This is a genomic window from Bacillus infantis, from assembly GCF_050107595.1.
Taxonomy (GTDB): Bacteria; Bacillota; Bacilli; order Bacillales; family Cytobacillaceae; genus Bacillus_AB; species Bacillus_AB infantis_C.
In genome coordinates, this window is the sequence record NZ_JBNILH010000002.1 from 635,525 (window position 1) to 653,232 (window position 17,708).

Sequence of the window (17,708 nt, forward strand, 5' to 3'; positions counted from 1 at the left end):
GTAATGCTGAATTGGTGAATAAGCCCTCATGTGGGACCTTTTTAAAAAATCTATCTTATTTTTAAAATATTTGATAAACTATTTGGAGCATAAATAAGGCAAATTCAGGAATTAGAGAGCCGGGGGAAGCAAGCATGAAAGTATTCGCAGATTTAATGTGGTTTTTTAAGCAAGAGAAGAAATCGTATGTGACAGGGATCGTCCTGCTGCTGTTTGTGGCATTCCTGCAGCTGATTCCGCCAAAAGTCATTGGAATCGTCGTCGATCATATCAAGAACGATACTTTGACCAGCGGCCTCCTTGTCAACTGGCTTCTGATATTAATCGGAGCTGCTTTAATGATGTACATATTGCGCTATTACTGGAGGATCATGATTTTCGGATCAGCCGTGAAGCTGTCCAGGCAGCTTAGAAACAGGCTGTACCGCCATTTTACAGAGATGCCTCAGTCCTTTTATCAAAGAAGGCGTGTCGGGGACCTGATGGCACACGCAACAAATGACCTGCAGGCGGTCCAGCAGACGGCCGGGTCTGGAGTTCTGACACTTGTCGACTCGCTTGCCACAGGGGGATTTGTCATTATCGCCATGGCTGCGACGATCAGCTGGAAGCTGACACTCATCTGCCTGATCCCGATGCCTTTCATGGCGATTCTGACAAGCTGGTATGGGACGCTTCTTCATAAGCGGTTCCATGGGGCACAGGAAGCTTTTTCTTCCCTGAATGATAAAACACAGGAAAGCATTACAGGCATCAAGGTCATCAAGACCTTTGGCCAGGAAAAAGAAGATATTGAGGACTTCCGCAAGCAATCACATGATGTGGTGGAAAAAAATATTTCAGTCGCCAAGGTGGATTCGCTCTTCGATCCAACGATCAGCATCATCGTCGGCATTTCGTTCTTCCTGTCTGTCGCTTTTGGAGCCAGATATGTTATTTCCGGTGAATTAACGATCGGGGAGCTTGTTTCATTTACAACGTATCTCGGACTATTGATTTGGCCGATGCTTGCCTTTGGCTGGCTCTTTAATATTGTCGAAAGAGGGCGCGCCTCAAATGACAGAATCATGAGCCTGCTCGCTGAAAAGGCAGAGGTGGCTGATAAAGAGGGTGCACTCAATGCTGTGCCGAGCGGGGATATTATTTATGATCTCAGCCGGTTCCTTTACCCAAATGAGGAAAAGCCTGTCCTTGAAGATATCCGCTTCCAGCTGAAAAGGGGAGAAACATTAGGGATCGTCGGTAAGACAGGCGCCGGAAAAACAACCCTCCTTAAGCTTTTGATCAGGGAATTCGACGGCTTTGAAGGTGATGTCCGGTTCGGCGGCTATTCTGTTAATGATTATACGCTTGAAAAGCTGCATGAGGCCATTGGCTATGTGCCGCAGGACCATTTTCTTTTTTCAGCCACGGTTGCAGAGAATATCGCCTTTGCGAACCCTGCATCAGAGCGGGAAGAAGTATTTAAGGCAGCAAAGCTTGCCAATATCCACGACGATATCCTTCAATTTACGGATAGTTACGAAACGGTTGTCGGGGAGCGCGGCGTTTCCTTGTCAGGCGGGCAAAAGCAGCGGATTTCCATTGCCAGGGCGCTCATGATGGATCCGGAAGTGCTGATCCTGGATGATTCACTGTCAGCAGTGGATGCGAAGACTGAGGAAGCCATCCTGAACGGCCTCAGGAAAAACAGGGCAGGCAAGACGACGATCATCACCGCCCACCGTCTGAGTGCTATCCAGCACGCGAATTTGATCCTTGTGCTGGATGAGGGCAGGATCGCTCAAAAAGGCACACACGATGAGCTGATGGAAGAGGAAGGCTGGTATAAGAGCATGTATCTCCGCCAGCAGCTTGAAGAACTTGTAGAGCACGGAGGCAGAAGTCATGGAGCATAACCAGCAGGATATCAATAAGAAAGAACAGCGGACCGTCCTATACCGGCTCCTTGCCTATACAAAGCCGCATAAAGCAACGATCATCCTCGCCTTCAGCCTGTTATTGCTGACAACGATTGGCGATATCATGGGGCCGATCCTAGTCAAAATATTCATTGATGATTATCTGACCCCAAGGAACCTGGCATTTGAACCATTGTTCCTGCTCGGGGCAGGCTATATCGGCATCCAGGTCATGAATGTCCTGATCTCTTATTTCCAGCTCCTGAAGTTTCAGGAGATCGCTCTAAAAATCATTCAGCAGCTGAGGATCGACGTCTTTTCAAAGGTGCAGTCGCTCGGCCTGAAATACTTCGACCAGACGCCGGCCGGAAGCATTGTCTCGCGTGTCACGAATGATACAGAGGCCATCAAGGATATGTTTGTCAGCGTCCTGGTCATCTTCATCCAGAGCGGCTTTCTGCTGATCGGGATATTTATCGCGATGTTTGCCCTGAATGTCCAGCTGGCCTTATTCTGTCTGGTGATTCTGCCCATCATCTTTATGATCATGCAGATGTACCGCAAATACAGCTCGCGTTTTTATCAGGATATGAGGGAAAGGCTCAGCCAGCTGAATGCGAAGCTCAGCGAGTCACTCCAGGGAATGGGGATCATCCAGGTGTTCAGGCAGGAAAAGCGCCTGCGCAAAGAGTTCGCAGACATCAACCAAAAGCATTATGATGCAGGGATGAGGAATATCAAGGTCGATGGGCTGCTCCTGAGGCCGGCAATCGATCTTGTCTACACACTTGCGCTCGTGATAGTCCTGGGCTTTTTCGGGATCACATCATTCAGCAATCCGATTGAAGTCGGGGTTTTATTCGCATTTGTCAGCTATCTGGACCGCTTTTTCGAGCCGGTCAATAATATGATGCAGCGGCTTTCCATGTACCAGCAGGCCATCATTGCCGGATCCAGGGTTTTCAGGCTCCTGGATGAAGAAGAGCTCGCGCCTGCCCAGAAGAAAGAGAAGCTTTCAATCGGCGACGGACAGATTGAATTCAAGGATATCAGCTTTTCTTATGACGGGAAGCGGGATGTGCTGAAGAACATCAGCTTTACTGCCAAGCCGGGCGAAACGGTGGCGCTGGTTGGCCATACAGGAAGCGGCAAGAGCTCGATCATCAATCTGATGATGAGGTTTTACGAATTCTCAAGAGGCGACATTCTGATTGACGGGCAGTCGATTAAGGCTTATCCAAAGGAGGAGCTGAGGGAAAAGCTTGGCCTTGTCCTCCAGGATCCGTTCTTGTTCTATGGAACGGTTAAGGACAATATCCGCCTCCATGATACAGAGATGACCGATAAAGAAATAGAGGAAGCTGCCCATTTCGTTCAGGCACACACCTTCATTGAGAAGCTTGATGACCGCTACGACCACAAGGTGGTAGAGAGAGGGTCGACATTCTCCAGCGGACAAAGGCAGCTGATTGCCTTTGCACGGACGATTGCTGCCAACCCGAAAATCCTTGTGCTTGATGAAGCGACCGCCAATATCGACACAGAGACAGAAGAGGCCATTCAGACGGCCCTGGAGAAGATGAGGAAGGGGCGAACAACCATTGCCATCGCCCACAGGCTTTCCACCATCCAGGATGCCGAACTGATCCTTGTCCTTCACCAGGGGGAAATCGTTGAACGGGGCACCCACCAGGAGCTGCTCACCCTGAAAGGCTTGTACCATAAAATGTACCTGCTGCAGAATGGCTCTGTCGAGAGAGTGGAAGACTCAGTCGGCAATGTTTAAGGACAAAATAAAAACAGCTTGGGCTTTCATAGCTTCCAAGCTGTTTTTCTATTGTGTCTGCACCTTTTTTATAAAAACACGGTTATATTCGTTCAAGAGATGGTCAAGCTCCTGACTGTACTTAATCGCAGCAGTTGAATGCAGGCCATTTTTCATGGCGACTTGGATTAGTTCAGCCCGCTTATTCTCAATCAAAGAGAGTAGTTCCTGTTTTCCTGCCACGGCTGATAGTCCTTTCCTGTGGATTTAAAAGTGCACCCATTTTATTATTGCCTGTATGTAGATTTCCAAATCAAAACCATGTTAAATCATGAAAGATTATAACAAATAATGTTAGTTACTCATACAGTATATCGAATAATGGTAATAAATTCAAAAGAAAGTTTCCCGGATATGACAAAAACATTATCAAAATTATAACATGTCCTTTATATGTTTTTAATATAATTATAGTAGGTCACAAAGTGTTCACAAGGTGTCCATTATCATTCTTGCCCGTATTTTGTTAAAATGGTAAAGAATCAAGGAAAAGTAGGTGTCTTGAATGACAGATGTCAATATATTCATTGCCCTTGGAGCGGGCTTCCTGAGCTTTATTTCTCCCTGCTGCCTGCCATTGTATCCCGCATTCTTATCATACATAACCGGCATGTCAGTGGGCGAGCTGAAAGAAGAAAACGCGATGCTGCAGAAGCGCAGCATGCTGCATACCCTTTTCTTCCTGCTCGGTTTCTGCATTATTTTCATTGCCCTCGGCTTTGGGGGATCTTTTATCGGAAGAATATTCAGCGATTATAATGATCTGATCAGGCAGATCGGCGCCATCTTCATCGTCATTTTCGGATTGATGGTTGTAGGCGTTTTTAAGCCGGAGGCTCTTATGAAGGAAAGGCGTTTGGAATTTAAAAACAGGCCTGGCGGCTACCTGGGTTCAGTCCTGATCGGCCTTGCATTTGCAGCAGGCTGGACGCCATGCACAGGACCGATCCTCATGTCCGTATGGGCACTGGCTGCCTCAAACCCGGGCTCAGGACTCGTGTATATGATTGCCTATTCACTCGGATTTGCGATTCCATTCTTTGTTCTATCTTTCTTCATCGGCAAAATGCAGTGGATCCGCCGCAATAACGTCAAAATCATGAAAATCGGCGGCTATGTGATGATTGTGATGGGTGTCGTGCTGTTCTTCGACTGGATGACTCAGATCATTTCTATCATGACAGCTATGTTTGGCGGATTTAAAGGTTTTTAAAGAGTGGCCCGGCGAAAATGCCGGGTTTTCTTTTTGTTTTCCCATAATTTACAACTTGATAAATAAACAAAAAGCGAAATTTGTCGGATTCTTTGGATTGAATTATCCCTCATATTCCGTTATATTGAAATATGTGCTCTTTTATCTGAAACTGTTTTTTGACGTATGAAAATATAGAAATATACATAAAAATAGATTGATTTCTGTTGCAGTGTCGAGGGGGAACCAGCATGGCAAGAATATTAATTGTAGATGACGCAAAATTCATGAGACTCACCTTAACTAGCATCTTAAAGAAAGCCGAACATGAAATCGTCGGGGAGGCCGAAAACGGCCGCGAAGCAATTGACCTTTACCGCGAGCTCAAGCCGGAGCTTGTAACCATGGATATCACCATGCCGGAGATGAGCGGCCTGGAAGCCATGAAGGAAATCAAACAGGAATTTCCTGACGCCAAGGTGGTCATGTGCTCAGCGATGGGCCAGCAGAAGATGGTCGTCGAAGCCATCGAAGCCGGCGCCAAAGACTTTATTGTAAAGCCATTTGATGAAGGCCGCGTGCTCGACGCAGTCAACCGGGTCCTAAGCTGATCCCAAGCCATTTAAGCCTGCTTAAATGGCTTTTTCTTTTGCACCGATGCCCAAAGTCCCGAAAAATATTTTCTAAACAGAGGAATTTAGGATATAATATAATGGTAAATATTAAACATACAAAGGATGAATGCTATGAACATGGTTGTAGCTTCTTCGATCGGAGCCATCTGCATGGCTGTTTTTGTCATGTTCATCCGGATGCGGGCAGCCAAGAAACCTGCTTCAGCCAAAAAGATCATATTGCCGCCGCTTTTCATGAGCACGGGCGCCCTGATGTTCGTCTTTCCGTACTTTCGCGTCACACCGCTTGAGATATTAGAAGCTGCCGGAGTCGGCATGCTGTTTTCAATCCTGTTGATCAAAACCTCGGCATTTGAAGTGCGTGACAATGATATTTTCTTAAAAAGATCAAAGGCATTTGCCTTTATCCTGGTCGGCCTTCTTGTCGTCCGGATTGTGGCCAAGCTGATCCTCAGCTCCACGATCGACGTCGGCCATCTGAGCGGAATGTTCTGGATCCTCGCATTCGGCATGATTGTCCCTTGGCGGATCGCCATGTACCTGAACTACAAAAAGCTTTACAATGAACTCAATGGTACGACATTGAATACAAAAACTACCGTATAACAGTGAAAAACATCGAATTAGCTTTCGGTGTTTTTTTGTTTGAAAAATGAGAAAAACCACTCCACGGCCAGCGGAATGGTTTCTAGAATAAATGCTCATAAGGAGCCATATCAATTTGTCTTTCAGTCAGTTTGCGGCGCAGGAATTTATGGTCACGCTTTGGCGTCGCCTGAATATAACCTCTGATGATAAGATCCTCAGTAATGCGCTTCGCCTTCTCATTCAGTGCCAGCTCGCCAATCTTCCCGGCAATCTTCTGCCGCGCCACATCGCGGAAAAGCTCAGGCACCGGACTCACCAAATCCTCCAGCAGCACCTTTTGATCCTGGGCCCACAGGCTCCTCGTCTGATCTACATAATGCTCTTCCCAATCAAGAATCGACTTGCCATCCTCTTTCGGCATCCGCTTCAAAAACTTCCGGAACATAAAAAAGCCGCCGATCGCAAACAGTGATACCAGCACAACCACCCAAAACAAAATAAACACCAAAAACCAGCCAGTAAGCTCTGTTGTCATTCTATTCACCTACATTACATTAACTTATTTAATTTTATTATAAGCATATGAAGGGAAGGAGACAAGCCGAATCCTGTATAAAAAGTGGAACAAAGGGGAAATGGCCAAGCTATTAATACTTGTTTGATGGTACAATAAGGAAAAGAGGAGGGGAACTGAATGGAAAGCAGAACTAGTCTTCAGCAGGAAAAAGAAAAGCTCCAAAAACAAAAGGATGGGCTATTATTGCAGATTTTCCTGCGCATCGCTCTTCTCGTTGCAGCAGGTATTGCCTACGGTCTCTTTATGAGCTTTTTCAGCCCCATTGAAGGAGCCGTCGAAACCATCATCTTCTTTATCCTTGCCGCACTGGCCGTCTTTCTATGGATCCGCTTCATGGTGCAGCTCTTTCGAGTATACAAGGTGCAATTTGAAATCAATAAGAACAATAAAAAGCTGCTGAAAAAGATCGTGGAAGAAGATCAGGAGCAGAATAAAGGCAATGGAACCGGCAGCTGGAGCTAAAGGCTTGAAAAGTCTGCTTAATTCCGGCATAATATCATTATTGCCAAATAGCAAAAGCAGCACATTACTGCTTTTATCTACGGGGCTGAATGGGGTACTGGTGTCCCTCACGGTCTTCAAAACCGCTCGTGACCTGCGTGCCAGGTCAGCTGGGTTCGATTCCCAGGCGGTCCCGCCAATTAAACATTTTTTACCTTTACTACATAAATTTGCCTGCACGGTTTCATCGGTGAAAATCAACAAGACCGATGGAGTCCCGATAAGTGAAACCGTACAGGACATTTACTCTTAGTCACCTATTAAAATCCATAGGGGACTTTTTTTATGCAACAGAAAACCATTCGTAAGTATAGGCGTGGAATGGGTTCTAGGAGTGCGAGAAGGGTGATCGATGAACTAACTCTATATGAAATGGTTGATAGGTCTATCTCGGTTAAAAAAACTGAGGCACTCTCTTCAAGAACTATTAATGACTACTACAGTCATTTCGAGTATTTAAAGAAATATCTTGGAGAGGTTCAGTCTGCCGAGGAAGTTTCATTGGAACTTTTCCGAGGCTTTGTAGGCTAATGTTACATGAATTAGAATTATCTCCTGTAACAGCAAATGTCCGAATCAGGACAATGCGTGCCTTTATATGTTTTTGTTTTAGTGAGGGCTTTATCGACACACCAATTCATGAAAATTTTAAGCCTGTTAAAACTCCCGCAGATACTTTAGAATCTTTGACCAATAGCGAAATTAAACAACTTTTGTCTATGATAGATGACGATTTGTATACGGGTTTTAGATATAAAATAATCATTCTGGTAATGTTGGACACTCTAGTGAGAATTTCGGAATTAGTGGCTATCAAACGGTGTAATGTGGATTTAAAAGCTGGTTTTATAAAACTGTAAGCTGAAGAAACGAAAATTAGGAAATCTAGAAGTGTTCCTTTATCAACGAAAACTATCAAACTACTATCTGAATACATAAAGGAAACTGAGGATTTTGATGCTGAACACCTGTTTCTAACATATGATGGTCGTCAAATTAATCCGAGTACAATAAGGATAATCTTAAGAGATTACGGACGGCAAGCGGGTATAGTAAATAAGAGAGTTAGCCCTCATACCTTTAGGCATTCCGGTGCGTTGCTTTATATCATGAATGGTGGGGACCCTATTTCATTACAGAATATTTTAGGCTATAGTCACATGAATATGGTCCGAAAATATATACAGATGACCTGATACAGACTTAAGGAGAAAGCACAATACTTTTTCACCTTTGAATAGCATATTTGGAAATCAAAAATAGATCATTTTCAATAGAAGAGAAGCGGGTAAAGATATTCCCGCTTTTTAATAATTTTTACGGGTTAAAGTTCGAATTCCTTTAACAATCCAGTAAATTCCTCAACTTTATTATAAAAAGGGCAGAGAAGTTTTTCTGAATGTATGATTTACTCGCTTTTGTTGATAAAATATTCTTGCAGCTAAAACAGGCTAAAGAATTAGAACTACTTTTAAATACACAGGAAATAGGTGATATGATGAAGGGGAAAAGGAAGAGGAAGGGGAATATTAAACAACATTATGTTCCTCAATATTATTTAAGGAATTTCACTGACAATAAACATTTATTTGTATATGATATCCAAAATAATAGAAGCTATAATGCTAATGTTGAAAACATTGGTAGTGAAAAATATTTTTATGACATAGATATTGATTTAGCCGGAGTATACTTGACTGTAGATATGGAATTGACGGAAACTTATGTTGATGACCAAATCAGACTTCAAAATGAGAATCTTTGTTCACCAGTGATTTATGATTTTCAAGAAGTATGTAATATACTAAAAGATATTAAACCAAATGATAGGATAGGAATACTTTTTTCAGATGATACATGGCCAACTATAATTGATTTTATACTGGTCCAATTTGTGCGAACAAAAAAGATACGAAAACTTTTTTCTGAATTGGCAGAAACTTCAATGGAAGAATTAAAAAAGCAGGATCTACCAAAACAATTACAAATAAAAGTAAACGATAAAAACTTTTGGATGTCCTACTTTCATAATATATTTCTATATGGGGTCCTAAGTTTATCGAATAAAACGAAAGGAATTCATTTAACAGATTCTTTTGAAAAAGTATTTAATATTTTCATAGAAGAAATTCAAGAGTTTAAGTCAGAACTTGAAAAATCTACAAAGATATTGATGTACAATACTACTGAAACTCCTTTTATGACCAGCGATCACCCTGTGTGTGTGTACAATAAAGCAGATGAATTGTCTGAATTTGAGGTAGTTTATTTACCTATAACTAAAGATATTAGTCTTCTTTTTGTAAACAGCAAATTAGAAGAATTCTCATATTTAAATGGTAATATTCAAGTTATAAGGGAGGATAATATATCGATAGTAGAGAATTATAATCTTTTTGTAACTCAAAGGGCTAGTCAAAGAGTGTATTCTTACACCAATGATTTTGACCAGGTTAAATCGTTTGTTAAAGGGAAAATAAAAATGAAACTAATGATTCCTCAGACAACTAAAGATTTTGTTGGACCTGATAGAATTGTAATAATGTAGATACTATTGACAAACCAACTCAAAGAGTACTCTTATTCGGTCTAAAAAGGTAGCAAGAGAATAGAAGAATAAAAATATATTTCCCTCTATACGGGGGACTAGAAAATAAGTGTCTGACTTCGAAATAAACGAGGGGGATATGACTGTTCCATATGCGTGCCAATAGGCGCGCTTTTTTTGTAGTTTGGGCTTACAAACTGGAATAGTGTAAAGAAATAACTACCTAGAATAATAGGTGCCTGACCACACATCTATTAAAGGTTTTAAGTTTGTGTGGTCAGGAACTAATCTTTGGGCTTTACTGGATTTCATAAACTAAATATAAACTTTTGCGGGATTTTTAAACTCTTGGGAATGCTATTATAACACTGGAAATTATAGCAGAACAAATATTAAAAGCTATTGAGGATATGGATAACAAAGAACGAATTAAACTTTTTCAGCCATTACAGAGAAAATTTTGAAAACAGCCCACCAAAAGAAGTGCTGGAAGATGAACGTCACTGGGCTTTTTATCCTGAGGACTATTAGGCATAAAAAGTTCTTTAGTTGCCACAAACACCTAAAATATCCCAAATAGAGAAAATTTAAGCTATAATTAATTTGGTAGTTAGAAAATAAGTGAAAAAGGAGTTGTATCATGTTATATCAGATTTTAATAGAGGTTACTAATATACCAGGGGCGAAGGGTAATTTTAACCTTTATGAATATGATAAAGAAGCGAAAGAAGTCGTAATTGAGGAAATTGTAATTCCATATTTAAAAAAGGAAGAATTCCAATTTAATGGCTACTTTCTAAAGCCAACTAATGTGATTCGTATAAGTGTAAAGACCACTAACGCACCTGTTAAAAGTATTGTGGATAGAGAAAACGCTAGTAATCCCCCAGGCTTTCTTATTTTTACAACAAGGGAACAGATTGTCCAGGATAGTAAACATACATTTGATGTAACAAAAGAGATTTTTGCAGAGGCAAAAGCAATCTTATCAACGGAAGATAAAATAACAAATTCTCAGGAGGCAGGAAAAGAAGAAATAGACCGTTCAAAAGTATTTATTGTTCATGGACATGATGAGGTTGTTAAACTATCAGTTGCTAGGTTTTTAGAAAAGATGGGTTTAACACCAATTATTCTTCATGAACAAGCGAGTCAAGGGAAAACAATTATTGAGAAAATAGAAGAACACTCAAATGTAGGTTTTGGAATAGTGTTGTATACGCCTTGTGATTTAGGCAAGTCTAAAGACTCGGAACTTTTACAACCACGTGCCAGACAGAATGTAGTTTTTGAACATGGTTATCTTATGGCTAAGATTGGAAGGAATAACGTTTGTGCACTGGTTAAAGATGATGTAGAAAAGCCAAATGATATTTCTGGCATTGTATATATCAACTATGATTCTAATTGGCATATGGATTTGCTGAAAGAATTAAAAACTTCTGGTTATGAAGTAAATGCTAATCTTCTTTTATAGGTGAAAATAGAGACAGGAGATTAAATTAGCCCTGTTATAATAAATTCCAGTATTTTCTGTTTTCTTATCAGGTCCCCTGGCTCATTTTTAAGACGGGGCCAAGGGACCTGCCCCTTTGTCGCAAGAAAAATTCTTCTCCCACCATGTCCATTTCCTCTTCAAATCCATATATAAGAGATGAACAAACATATAGGAGTGATTAGGAATGCATCTGCAGATCAAAGGATGGACTCAGTTTATAAGTCTGGTTCGGTGGAGTGGTATGTATCATCATGTGGTGGTCTTGTGGTTATACATGCTGCTGAGGAGTGATGGGATGTTGAAGGAGGGAGTGGCTTGCGGAGGGATTATGCTGAATTCTAAGCAGTTTGTCCGTTCTATTCAATTATTGCGGGAGGATCTGTGGTTATTTTATATGAAGAAGATGGATCTTTATATTCATGCACGGATTCAGCTTTCGATAAAGCTGCGGAAAAAGCTCGGTCTGTTTACGGCGGAGCTGTTTCCGCATGTTTTTTTGTTTACGGTGCCTGGTATATGGGAGTATTTGAATGGTCGAAATCAGGCTGAAATGGAAGAGGCAAGTACGGCCGGGTTACAGTTTAAAAACAGACAGAATTCCTTTTTTGCTGACTGCATGTGAATCGGTCATGAAGGACTCGTGAATCGAACCTGCATACACAATAGTGAAAAGAAATAAAAGAAAGAATAGAAAGAATTAAAAACAACAACAACAGCATCTCTGAAGAAGTCCTGAGAGCAAAAATCGCTAGTGCTGCTGACCACCTCATGGGTAAAGGCGTTTCTCTGACAACCATGGATGACAGCGATAAAACGTAATCTGTAAGCTGCTATATTCGACTGAGCAGCTGACGGCATTTATGGACCAGCAGAGACGGAACAGAGCGAGATACATCCCGGTGCATCATTTTCCTTTTACAAATAAGTTGTGCTCAATCTTGATGTAAATGATATGTCCTTTACTGGTACAATCAAAAAAATAAACCCGCCTACACTGAAGGCGAGTTCACTTTCTGGATGATAGGCTCAGAACTATTTTGCGATTGAATTTGCTGCAGCCTTAACCTCCACCATCCGATTGATACCGCAATAATGGAAAAAGCACACGTGATTGTGAGTACAGTAGCTCCTTCAAATTTTAATAAAAGAACACCTCCCAATAAAACACCAATTGGCTGCGCTACAGTTGCTCCTGAAGACAATACCCCATCGCGCTTCCCAAAATGTTAACGGGTATCGCTTCCTGCAGAGTTGTTTGAAAAATGATTGTTATGGGTGCAGCAAGCAATCCAAACAGGCCGAAAGCTATTAAACTGAATACGATTGAATCTAAGAAATAGCCGCCCATGATGGCCGCTACTGCTGATCCTATGTATAAAAATATAGAGGTATTAAAATTTATTTGTTTAAATTTGTAGGTTAAAGCTGCCCCTAGTAAGGTGCCGGCACCAATTGCAGTGAAGCACAAGCCTAGAGCAGCTGAGCCATTAATTTTCAAATCAGAAAATAGAGTTGGCAAAAGGACATCCATGATCATAACGAATGACATATTCGTAAATACAGCTGAAGAAATAGCAATGAAAATCCATTTTTGTTCTTTCAGATCTCTGACAGTTGTCTTAAAGGCAGTCATCACACTATTATTTTGATTAGTGGTGTGAGGAATCTTTACTTTAACTAACAGAACTATATAGCAAAGGACAGAAATAAATGACAGGATAACAGCCACAACCATTGATAAGTTAAAACCGCCTGTCAGAAGAAGTATTCCGGCCGCGCTGGTTCCCAATAAATTGCTCACTTGTGTGACAACAGTTATCACACTATTAACGGACTTTAATTCTCCAGGATTGCATAATATCGGTACCAGAGTTCTTTCTAAGGGAGTGAGAACAGCGGATGAGATCCCTATGAATATGACGACTCCTGCATATATCCAATAATTAGCCCCAGATGGATCAATTTTTAACCATCCCACCACCAGCAAAAGCAAGAGAGAAAAAAGGTGCCAGATGCTTGACCACAGTCCTAAAGCTATCTTGTTCATACGGTCAATGGCGATTCCGCTTAATGTAGTTAATAAAATGCCCGGTATGTAGCGGAAAGCCATCAGTGATCCAAATACCAAAGGAGAATGTGTTATATTAGTGAAATACCAAGCCAGTGTTAAGAAAACAATGCTCGATTGCAAGGACTGAGTCCCTAAAGCAATTACTATTATGCTTACTCTCTTATTCATACGCCTTTACACCTTGTTTCAAACCCTTCATAAAGCTCCAGCCAAACGCTGAGTTGGATAATTCATTAAACTTATATTGCTTCTCCCAAAAACAATCACCAGCCTTGTTGAAATACTCCAGTATTATGTGGATTTTTTTTCCTACTAACCAATCTTACTTTAAATTTACTATTTTTGGTATTGGGAAAATGATTAAGTAGTTCATTACTCCTTTATGAAGCGTTATAATCTAAATCAACAAGTGATTTACATAACCGAAGTTAAACTCACACAAAGTATAAAAAAACCTGTTAATTGGAGTGCAAGGCACGCAGAATGCGGGAAAGCAGCGGCAATGCTGAGACCCCGCAGTACGCAGCGGGAGGAGGCTCAGCGTTGCCCCGCAGAAAGCGAAGTGCCTGGAACGGAAATGAACAGCCCCATAATACCGCTAACCCTTATGGAATTTTCACAACTCTCAGTTGAAAAAAGAAGATTATCAGACTGTGCTCAAAGTTTCTTATTAAACAAACTAAAGGAATGAAATCCAATGTCTTATATTAGAAGCATACTAACTCAAACTGCAGGACTCCTTGTACTGCTGCTGGTTGCTGCGCTGCCATTATATTTATATAACTTGGATGGGAAGGTTATTTTTCTTCCTTCAAAGATTCCAGGCGAGGTACTTGCTTTTATAAAAGGTCTATTTACAAGTGAGTCCTTCTATTACATGCAGGGGGACAGAAGGAGATTTTTGCTTTTTGACCTATTGAGCTTTTTTAGTGTCTCCTATGTTTATGTCTCAGTCTCATTAGCTATTGTTATAATATTATCTTTTATTTTTGGTATATGGCTATGGAAGAAAAGTGAGAAGTGGGTAAACTCTATATTAGGATTTGTGGGTTTTATCCCGGATTTCATTTTAGTTTTAATGCTTCAGCTTTTAATTACCTATATTTATAAACAAACTGGTATGCGGGTTGCAAAGGTTGCTTCGTTATCGCTCGAGGAACCGGCCATTTTACTGCCCGTTTTGACGTTAACGATCCTGCCCCTTTTGTATTTAGTCCGTTCCTTAAACGACCGCACTTTTGAGGTGGCTTCTGAAGATTACATACTAACAGCTGTTTCCAAGGGACTTACGAAAAGACAGATTTATCTCTACCATGTGACCAGCAACGTACTTCCTTTTTTAAAGGCTGATATCTATAAGATTGTGGGGATAACGACAGCTAATCTTTTTATTATCGAGCATCTTTATAATACAAGGGGCTTAACTGAAATCCTATTCGAATATCCGGTGAACTTTGGCTACCAGTATAACCTCGTAGTCATTTCCCTGCTTTCTTTTTTTATCCTTTATATCGCTGTGCTATTTACGATGAAGCTCATTATTTTCGGAATAGAGAAGGTGTTATTGCGTGGGTAAATGGAATCTGAAATTAAAAGCAGGCATACTGCTGCTCATCTTCTTCTTAATTCTTTCATTGATAGGCCCTTATATCGCCCCTTATGGAGCAGACGGGCTTTCCGATGTTGAATACGTAAAAACAGAATCAGGTAGCAAAATAATAGCCCCTCCATATCCTCCATCCGAAAAACACCTGTTTGGCACAGATCAATGGGGCTATGACATTTTATCCCTCCTATTATATGGAGCAAAGTACACTTTTTTCACTGTATTAATCTGTGCTTTTTTGCGTTCCGTAATAGGCGGTGTGTTTGGGCTTTATTTTGCTGTCCGCAGCAGGTCGTTTGCTAGTAGAAAAGAAAGGAAAAAACTTCCCAATCTTTTAAGCGGATTTCCTGTCTTTATTTTTGTCTATTTTGTTCTCATCCGCTTGAATTTTATTCCGGTTTTGGGTGAAAACTCTTTAATCTTTCTCACTGGGACCCTTATTGTTATTCTGGGGATTAACGGAGTGTATAATGTCGTATTTGCCAAAACAGCGGAATTAAGGACCCATCTTTATGTTTTAGCTTCTCAAACAATAGGTGGAAGCCGCTGGCACATTGCTAAAACTCATATTCTCCCTGCACTGAAAGGCCAGTTCATGATTATCTTTGTGAATGAAATTATACTGGTCCTTCATTTAATTGGGCAACTGGGCATATTCAGTATTTTTCTCGGCGGAACATTTGTCCGGATGGATCCAGTTATCTATATCTCAATGACAAAAGAATGGGCCGGTCTTATAGGCCAATTTAGATCAGCTTTCTATTATTCTCCTTGGGTCATCCTTTTTCCGCTAGCTGCATACCTCTTGCTGCTGTTTTCATTTTACTTAATTCTCCTGGGATTTGTTCAGAAGGAAAGAGTGAAGCATAGGAAGGCTCCTATAATATAGCTTATGCATTCCAAATAATACATAGAAAATTCAACCTAGACTTTTTGAAAAAACACTTTCCTATCTTATGTTTCAGAACAGCTGCCAAACTAGGCAACTCTTCTTATTTCATAAAAAGGGCAGTTTAGTGGACGAAGGAGTTTGGAGTATTTAGGAAGAATATCAGCATTAAAATTTTGTTTCAAGGGTGATAATATTGGTTGAAAAGTACATTAAAGTGGAAAATGGCAAGCTATGGACAGAAAAAAGAGGGCAGGGAGTTCCAGTTATTTTAATCAGTGGTGGACCTGGCTCTTGTAATTATTTGTAACATTTGTCAAATCTTATTGAAGATATTTGTGAAGTTATTATGTTTGATCCTAAAGGTTGTGGCCGCTCAAATTATGACGGGAATGGATACAATTTAGAAGCTTGTCTTCAAGACATTGAACAAATTCGGGAAGAGTACGGCCTAAAAAATTGGGTAGTAGTTGGGCACTCCTGGGGAGCTGATTTAGGGTTGGCTTATTCGCTTTTATATCCGAAATCCGTAATAGGATATGTTTCAATTTCAGGAACTGGAATCCAAAATGATAGAGATTGGAAGGAAACTTATAATCGAAACAAAGTAGAAATTGATGAATTGAAACCGAATTTTGAGTATGAGGCTAATAAGATTGTTCATCGTTCTCTTATTAATTCTTGGAGAGAATTTATAAAGAAACCATTACTGCTAAGAGAAATCTCACAGATTGACTTACCTTCACTGTTTATTTATGCCGAGAATGATATTCGCCCTTCTTGGTCAATTAAACAAGTCTCAAACCTTATTCCTAATTCTAGATATATCGTAATTGAAGGAGCAGAACATTATATTTGGTTAAACAAAGAGAAAGAATTAAGTGAAGTCTTAAAACCTTTTATTAAGCTAACGGGACAGATTAGTACAAAAAGGAATTTGTAAAAACACCTATTATTCAATGAGTAACTACTTACTTAGGTGGAAGCTTTTCGATAGGTTGGATGAATTTAATTAACAATGTTGTTTAACAAAAAGGGATGATAATTCTTTATGAAAAGAAACATGTGAAAGGTGGCTGTACTAATATGGGATTTGCTATAGAATGCCCTAAATGTAGTAATGAAGTAATGGAAGGATATATTTATTCTGCTCGCCGAATATGTTGGTCGGAATCTAGTGATTCAGTTTTCTTTGATTTTGGAAATGAAGTATTAGTAGATAAAGCAGAAGTTAAAATCGGCAAAACCCCAGCATATAGGTGTGAAACGTGTAAGTTAGTTATATTTTCATACGAATAATCGTTACTATAAAAAAATGTGGTTTTTAAAGTTTATCTTTTTAGACTTACGGAGCTTCCAAACCAGCCAGCATTGCTAATGTTATAAAAGGGGCAGCATTCCTGTAATGAAGGAAAATGGGGTTTGAACAAAAAAATAACCTCTTGGTAGAATGAGAGAGTCCTGTAGCCGGCAAGCAAAAAGGACTATAACTCAAATACCAGGAGGCACTAAAATGAATTATAACCAGAATAAGAAGATTGCTCAAATTACTTCTCAAACTCTTATTATAGGAGTCGATATTGCGAAGTTCAAGCATGTGGCACGTGCTCAGGACTTTAGGGGAATGGAGTTTGGATCTCCTTGTCAATTTGAAAATACAAAAGAGGGATTTGAGCAATTCTTGAATTGGATTTCTGGAATTAAAAAAGAACAGCGTATGGACAAAGTGATGGTTGGCATGGAGCCAACTGGCCACTATTGGTTTAACCTCGCTCATATTTTAAAAGAAAACGGAATTAAGTTTGTCGCAGTAAACCCCTTGCACGTCAAGAAAAGCAAGGAGTTGGATGATAACTCACCTACCAAGAATGATGTGA

At 40.5% G+C, this 17,708-nt stretch carries 19 protein-coding genes and 1 tRNA gene; 17 read left to right on the top strand and 3 right to left on the bottom strand.

Features of this window, described 5'->3' with window-relative positions; genetic code table 11:
* The first annotated feature begins 134 nt into the window (after positions 1 to 134).
* Both ACQCVH_RS06405 and ACQCVH_RS06410 read left to right on the top strand, forming a co-directional pair.
* Positions 135 to 1,898, top strand: coding sequence for an ABC transporter transmembrane domain-containing protein (locus ACQCVH_RS06405; RefSeq protein ID WP_426834915.1), 1,764 nt, complete (start codon positions 135 to 137; stop codon positions 1,896 to 1,898).
* Entirely contained in the window at positions 1,888 to 3,687 is a 1,800-nt protein-coding gene (locus tag ACQCVH_RS06410) for an ABC transporter ATP-binding protein (protein WP_426834916.1), read from the top strand. Before ACQCVH_RS06405 ends, ACQCVH_RS06410 begins: the two co-directional genes overlap by 11 nt.
* Positions 3,688 to 3,735: 48 nt before the next feature.
* Here ACQCVH_RS06410 and ACQCVH_RS06415 read toward each other — a convergent pair whose 3' ends face one another.
* Positions 3,736 to 3,882, bottom strand: coding sequence for an aspartyl-phosphate phosphatase Spo0E family protein (locus tag ACQCVH_RS06415; protein WP_426834917.1), 147 nt, complete (start codon positions 3,880 to 3,882; stop codon positions 3,736 to 3,738).
* A gap of 349 nt (positions 3,883 to 4,231) precedes the next feature.
* On the opposite strand from ACQCVH_RS06415, the gene ACQCVH_RS06420 reads away from it, so the two are divergent.
* The 3 genes from ACQCVH_RS06420 to ACQCVH_RS06430 all read left to right on the top strand — a co-directional run bounded on the left by ACQCVH_RS06420 (position 4,232) and on the right by ACQCVH_RS06430 (position 6,159).
* On the top strand, positions 4,232 to 4,939 hold the full coding sequence (locus tag ACQCVH_RS06420) for a cytochrome c biogenesis CcdA family protein (RefSeq protein ID WP_426834918.1): 708 nt from the start codon (positions 4,232 to 4,234) through the stop codon (positions 4,937 to 4,939).
* Positions 4,940 to 5,169: 230 nt separating this feature from the next.
* Positions 5,170 to 5,529, top strand: a complete 360-nt coding sequence (locus ACQCVH_RS06425) for a response regulator (protein WP_148950283.1) — start codon at positions 5,170 to 5,172, stop codon at positions 5,527 to 5,529.
* A gap of 135 nt (positions 5,530 to 5,664) precedes the next feature.
* Positions 5,665 to 6,159 (top strand): CcdC family protein, encoded by a 495-nt coding sequence (locus ACQCVH_RS06430; RefSeq protein WP_426834919.1) that lies wholly within the window; start codon positions 5,665 to 5,667, stop codon positions 6,157 to 6,159.
* A gap of 82 nt (positions 6,160 to 6,241) precedes the next feature.
* On the opposite strand, the gene ACQCVH_RS06435 is transcribed toward ACQCVH_RS06430, so the two are convergent.
* Positions 6,242 to 6,676, bottom strand: a complete 435-nt coding sequence (locus tag ACQCVH_RS06435; protein WP_148950285.1) for a DUF2621 domain-containing protein — start codon at positions 6,674 to 6,676, stop codon at positions 6,242 to 6,244.
* A 159-nt stretch (positions 6,677 to 6,835) separates the two neighbouring features.
* On the opposite strand from ACQCVH_RS06435, the gene ACQCVH_RS06440 reads away from it, so the two are divergent.
* The 7 genes from ACQCVH_RS06440 (at position 6,836) to ACQCVH_RS06470 (ending at position 11,887) form a co-directional block, all read left to right on the top strand.
* Complete coding sequence (locus tag ACQCVH_RS06440) at positions 6,836 to 7,180, top strand: hypothetical protein (protein ID WP_426834920.1); 345 nt, start codon at positions 6,836 to 6,838, stop codon at positions 7,178 to 7,180.
* 81 nt (positions 7,181 to 7,261) lie between these two features.
* A tRNA-Sec gene (locus ACQCVH_RS06445) sits at positions 7,262 to 7,358 on the top strand.
* 146 nt (positions 7,359 to 7,504) lie between these two features.
* Positions 7,505 to 7,750 carry a hypothetical protein gene (locus ACQCVH_RS06450; RefSeq protein WP_426834921.1) on the top strand — a complete coding sequence of 82 codons (246 nt, stop codon included), beginning with the start codon at positions 7,505 to 7,507 and terminating at the stop codon, positions 7,748 to 7,750.
* A gap of 383 nt (positions 7,751 to 8,133) precedes the next feature.
* Entirely contained in the window at positions 8,134 to 8,415 is a 282-nt protein-coding gene (locus ACQCVH_RS06455) for a tyrosine-type recombinase/integrase (protein WP_426834955.1), read from the top strand.
* A gap of 203 nt (positions 8,416 to 8,618) precedes the next feature.
* Positions 8,619 to 9,767: a DUF4238 domain-containing protein gene (locus ACQCVH_RS06460; protein WP_426834922.1), complete on the top strand. Its 1,149-nt coding sequence runs from the start codon at positions 8,619 to 8,621 to the stop codon at positions 9,765 to 9,767.
* A 640-nt stretch (positions 9,768 to 10,407) separates the two neighbouring features.
* Positions 10,408 to 11,244: a TIR domain-containing protein gene (locus ACQCVH_RS06465; RefSeq protein ID WP_426834923.1), complete on the top strand. Its 837-nt coding sequence runs from the start codon at positions 10,408 to 10,410 to the stop codon at positions 11,242 to 11,244.
* A gap of 316 nt (positions 11,245 to 11,560) precedes the next feature.
* Positions 11,561 to 11,887 carry a hypothetical protein gene (locus ACQCVH_RS06470; RefSeq protein ID WP_426834924.1) on the top strand — a complete coding sequence of 109 codons (327 nt, stop codon included), beginning with the start codon at positions 11,561 to 11,563 and terminating at the stop codon, positions 11,885 to 11,887.
* Positions 11,888 to 12,445: 558 nt separating this feature from the next.
* On the opposite strand, the gene ACQCVH_RS06475 is transcribed toward ACQCVH_RS06470, so the two are convergent.
* Positions 12,446 to 13,504 carry an MFS transporter gene (locus ACQCVH_RS06475; protein WP_426834925.1) on the bottom strand — a complete coding sequence of 353 codons (1,059 nt, stop codon included), beginning with the start codon at positions 13,502 to 13,504 and terminating at the stop codon, positions 12,446 to 12,448.
* A gap of 733 nt (positions 13,505 to 14,237) precedes the next feature.
* On the opposite strand from ACQCVH_RS06475, the gene ACQCVH_RS06480 reads away from it, so the two are divergent.
* The 5 genes from ACQCVH_RS06480 to ACQCVH_RS06500 all read left to right on the top strand — a co-directional run.
* Positions 14,238 to 14,912: an ABC transporter permease family protein gene (locus ACQCVH_RS06480; RefSeq protein ID WP_426834926.1), complete on the top strand. Its 675-nt coding sequence runs from the start codon at positions 14,238 to 14,240 to the stop codon at positions 14,910 to 14,912.
* The gene (locus ACQCVH_RS06485) at positions 14,905 to 15,831 is read left to right on the top strand and encodes a peptide ABC transporter permease (protein ID WP_426834927.1); all 927 of its coding nucleotides are present in this window, start codon (positions 14,905 to 14,907) and stop codon (positions 15,829 to 15,831) included. Before ACQCVH_RS06480 ends, ACQCVH_RS06485 begins: the two co-directional genes overlap by 8 nt.
* A gap of 313 nt (positions 15,832 to 16,144) precedes the next feature.
* Complete coding sequence (locus ACQCVH_RS06490; RefSeq protein ID WP_426834928.1) at positions 16,145 to 16,774, top strand: alpha/beta fold hydrolase; 630 nt, start codon at positions 16,145 to 16,147, stop codon at positions 16,772 to 16,774.
* 143 nt (positions 16,775 to 16,917) lie between these two features.
* Positions 16,918 to 17,130 carry a PF20097 family protein gene (locus ACQCVH_RS06495; RefSeq protein WP_426834929.1) on the top strand — a complete coding sequence of 71 codons (213 nt, stop codon included), beginning with the start codon at positions 16,918 to 16,920 and terminating at the stop codon, positions 17,128 to 17,130.
* Positions 17,131 to 17,344: 214 nt separating this feature from the next.
* On the top strand, positions 17,345 to 17,708 hold a 364-nt coding region (locus tag ACQCVH_RS06500), incomplete at its 3' end, for an IS110 family transposase (protein WP_426834930.1).